The sequence below is a fragment of the Endozoicomonas sp. SESOKO3 genome, from assembly GCF_024606255.1.
Genome location: NZ_JAHHPR010000278.1, coordinates 1 through 2,657 on the forward strand (window position 1 = coordinate 1; position 2,657 = coordinate 2,657).

General features: G+C 49.3%; 3 protein-coding genes. All 3 read right to left on the reverse strand.

What is annotated here, in order from left to right; all coding sequences use genetic code 11:
* Window positions 1–1,050, reverse strand: a 1,050-nt coding sequence (locus KDK18_RS05115) for a Na(+)-translocating NADH-quinone reductase subunit A (protein WP_257253670.1), incomplete at its 3' end; no start/stop codon positions are given.
* 24 nt (window positions 1,051–1,074) lie between these two features.
* Window positions 1,075–1,239, reverse strand: coding sequence for a hypothetical protein (locus KDK18_RS05120; RefSeq protein ID WP_257253672.1), 165 nt, complete (start codon window positions 1,237–1,239; stop codon window positions 1,075–1,077).
* 348 nt (window positions 1,240–1,587) lie between these two features.
* The gene (locus KDK18_RS05125; RefSeq protein WP_257253674.1) at window positions 1,588–2,370 is read right to left on the reverse strand and encodes a TatD family hydrolase; all 783 of its coding nucleotides are present in this window, start codon (window positions 2,368–2,370) and stop codon (window positions 1,588–1,590) included.
* Between the last annotated feature and the right edge of the window lie 287 nt (window positions 2,371–2,657).

Sequence of the window (2,657 nt, forward strand, 5' to 3'; positions counted from 1 at the left end):
AGTCACCACATTCAGGACAGAGTGGCGGTTGATGGTCGGATTTACCCACCCCATGAACAAACGCTCGTTGCCTTCTTCCAGAACGGAAACCTGTGTGTGATATCGACCCAGGAACGCAAAGGAGCCTTTAGCAGTTCGGCCACCAAACACAGAACCAGAGATAATACGGTTATCCCCCTCTTTCAGTTCACCTGCTGCCAGCTCATCGGTGCTGGCACCCAAACGTGTACGCACCAGACGAGGCTTCTCAACCTGAGGACCTGCCAGGGCAACAACACGATCAGTAAAGAGTTTACCGGTGGTGAACAGCTTGCCCACGGCAATGACGTCCTGGTAGTTGATCTGCCAAACGATTTTTTGAGCACTTACCGGATCCAGAAAGTGAATATGGGTACTGGGCTGTCCAGCTGGATGAGGCCCGTCAAACTCTTCTGCAGTGGCGATACCGGCAGGAATACGGGCACCGGGTGCTTTACACAGGAAGATTTTGCCACCACTGAGCTTGCCCAGGATGTTGATGCCCTGTTCAAACGCTTCAGCATGTTCACTGATGATGACTTCAGGATTAGCTGACAGAGGATTAGTATCGATAGCAGTCACAAAAATGGAGACCGGCCGGGAACCCAGGGCAGGCACTTTGCTGAAGGGGCGGGTGCGCAGAGCAGTCCATAATCCAGAGCCGTTCAGCTGGGCTTCTACCTGATCAGCAGTCAGAGATGACAGTGCTTCAGGCTTGTGCTCAGTAAAAGTGACTTCATCGTCACCATCGACATCAATGACAACTGACTGAAGCACCCGCTTTTCACCACGATTAATCGCAGCAATCACACCGGCAGCGGGCGCAGTGTAGCGCACACCCGGTGTTTTCTTATCGGTAAAGAGCTCTTGCCCTTTTTTAACTCGATCCCCGACAGCAACAGCCATAGTAGGTTTCATACCCACATAATCAAAGCCAATCACGGCGACAGAGCGAACTGCCCTGCCATCCGCTATGCTTTGATCAGGCGCTCCTGTAATCGGAAGATCCAGCCCCTGTTTGATTTTGATCATACCTTTCGCCTAATCAATCAATTTTCAGGTCCGGAATAAACCCGCCTCTCCGGTGATAACCGACAGCTGACCAATACAACCCTGAATACCCAGCTTTTTTTTCCAACAGGAAGTCAGAACTAAAGCTATGATCTCCACTTCAATCAAACGCACAACAAAGAGACCGCACCCCGCTGAAATGAGTCCCATTTGTAAATATTCTGATTCAAGCAAACTGACGGTAAACGTTCCCAAGCCTCTTACTGCCCAGCCCTCTCCGGGACTTATGCTTTCAAAAACAAGTCCTGGAGGGATCTACCTGAGACCTGAGTACAATCTCACATCAATCCATCGTTACGTGGCCACTACGGCTCACCATAGAAAAAAATGGTGGCGCAATTATAAAGACAGTCTTCTGGATATGCCATAGGCGAATGATCGTGTAATCCCTTAATATAGAAAGAAGTCACTATTATATTCAAAGTGGCTATCGACTCGGTAAATATCGAATAATGGATCGTCATCAACAGTCCGAATTGTCAACGAACGCTCCCTGCTTCAACAGGAAGCCGCTTTGGGAAACAGTCGGAAGAAGTTTGCAGACGTGATCTCAGCCAGCTTTTCTGGCGAGATACCTTTCAGGTCAGCCACGCATTTTGCTACCTCAGGCAGATAGCGAGGCTCATTCGGCCTGCCTCGATGAGGAACCGGTGCCAAATAAGGAGAGTCGGTTTCAATCAAAAGCCGCTCCAGTGGTAACTTCTTAACGACCTCTTTTAATTCAGTCGCATTCCTGAACGTGACTATGCCGGAAACAGAGATGAAGTAGTTCAGCTCCATCGCCTCTTTCGCCATCTCCCAGCTCTCTGTGAAGCAGTGCAACACACCCGCTTTGTCCAGATCGCCATGCCGGCGTATCAACTCAAGGGTATCCTCCCTTGCGTCCCTGGTGTGAACAATAATGGGAAGTTCTGACTTTTCAGCCGCCTGCAAATGAATTCTGAACCGCTCCTGCTGCCTTTCTTTATTGTCAGCCGAATAATAATAATCAAGACCACTCTCACCTATGGCAATCACCTTTGGGTGAGCCGCATAATGCAGGAGGGTTTGCAGATCTGGCTCGGCTGCTTCTTTTTCGAGAGGATGTATTCCAACCGAGGCATACACATCCTGATATTTATCTGCCAGATCAACCACAGCATCTGCATGCTCAAGATCAATGCCCACGCAAAGCATTCTTTCAACCCCCGCCTGTCTTGCTGCGTCAAGTGCTGCGTCCAGATCACCGTCATAGCTGTCGAGCTTGAGACGGTCGAGATGGCAATGTGAATCAATCAACATATTCAGTCGTAATTAGTTCAATAGTATTCAGACAAAATGACTCCCCATAATACCTCATGTGCGTCCCTCTTACCTCAAGCGCCAGGCAGAATTGGGCTCAAACCGCTCTCCTGTGCATTACTCCATTCTGCGCAATCACCCTGTAAGGCCGCCAACCGAATCAGTAATCATGCTTCTTTCTGTAATAACAACTCAAAGCCAGTATCCCAGTCCCAGCCCCAGGTCAGGTCACCAAGAATCAAATAACGGGTGAATAAATACCTGACCAGGAACTTACAACCTCAAGC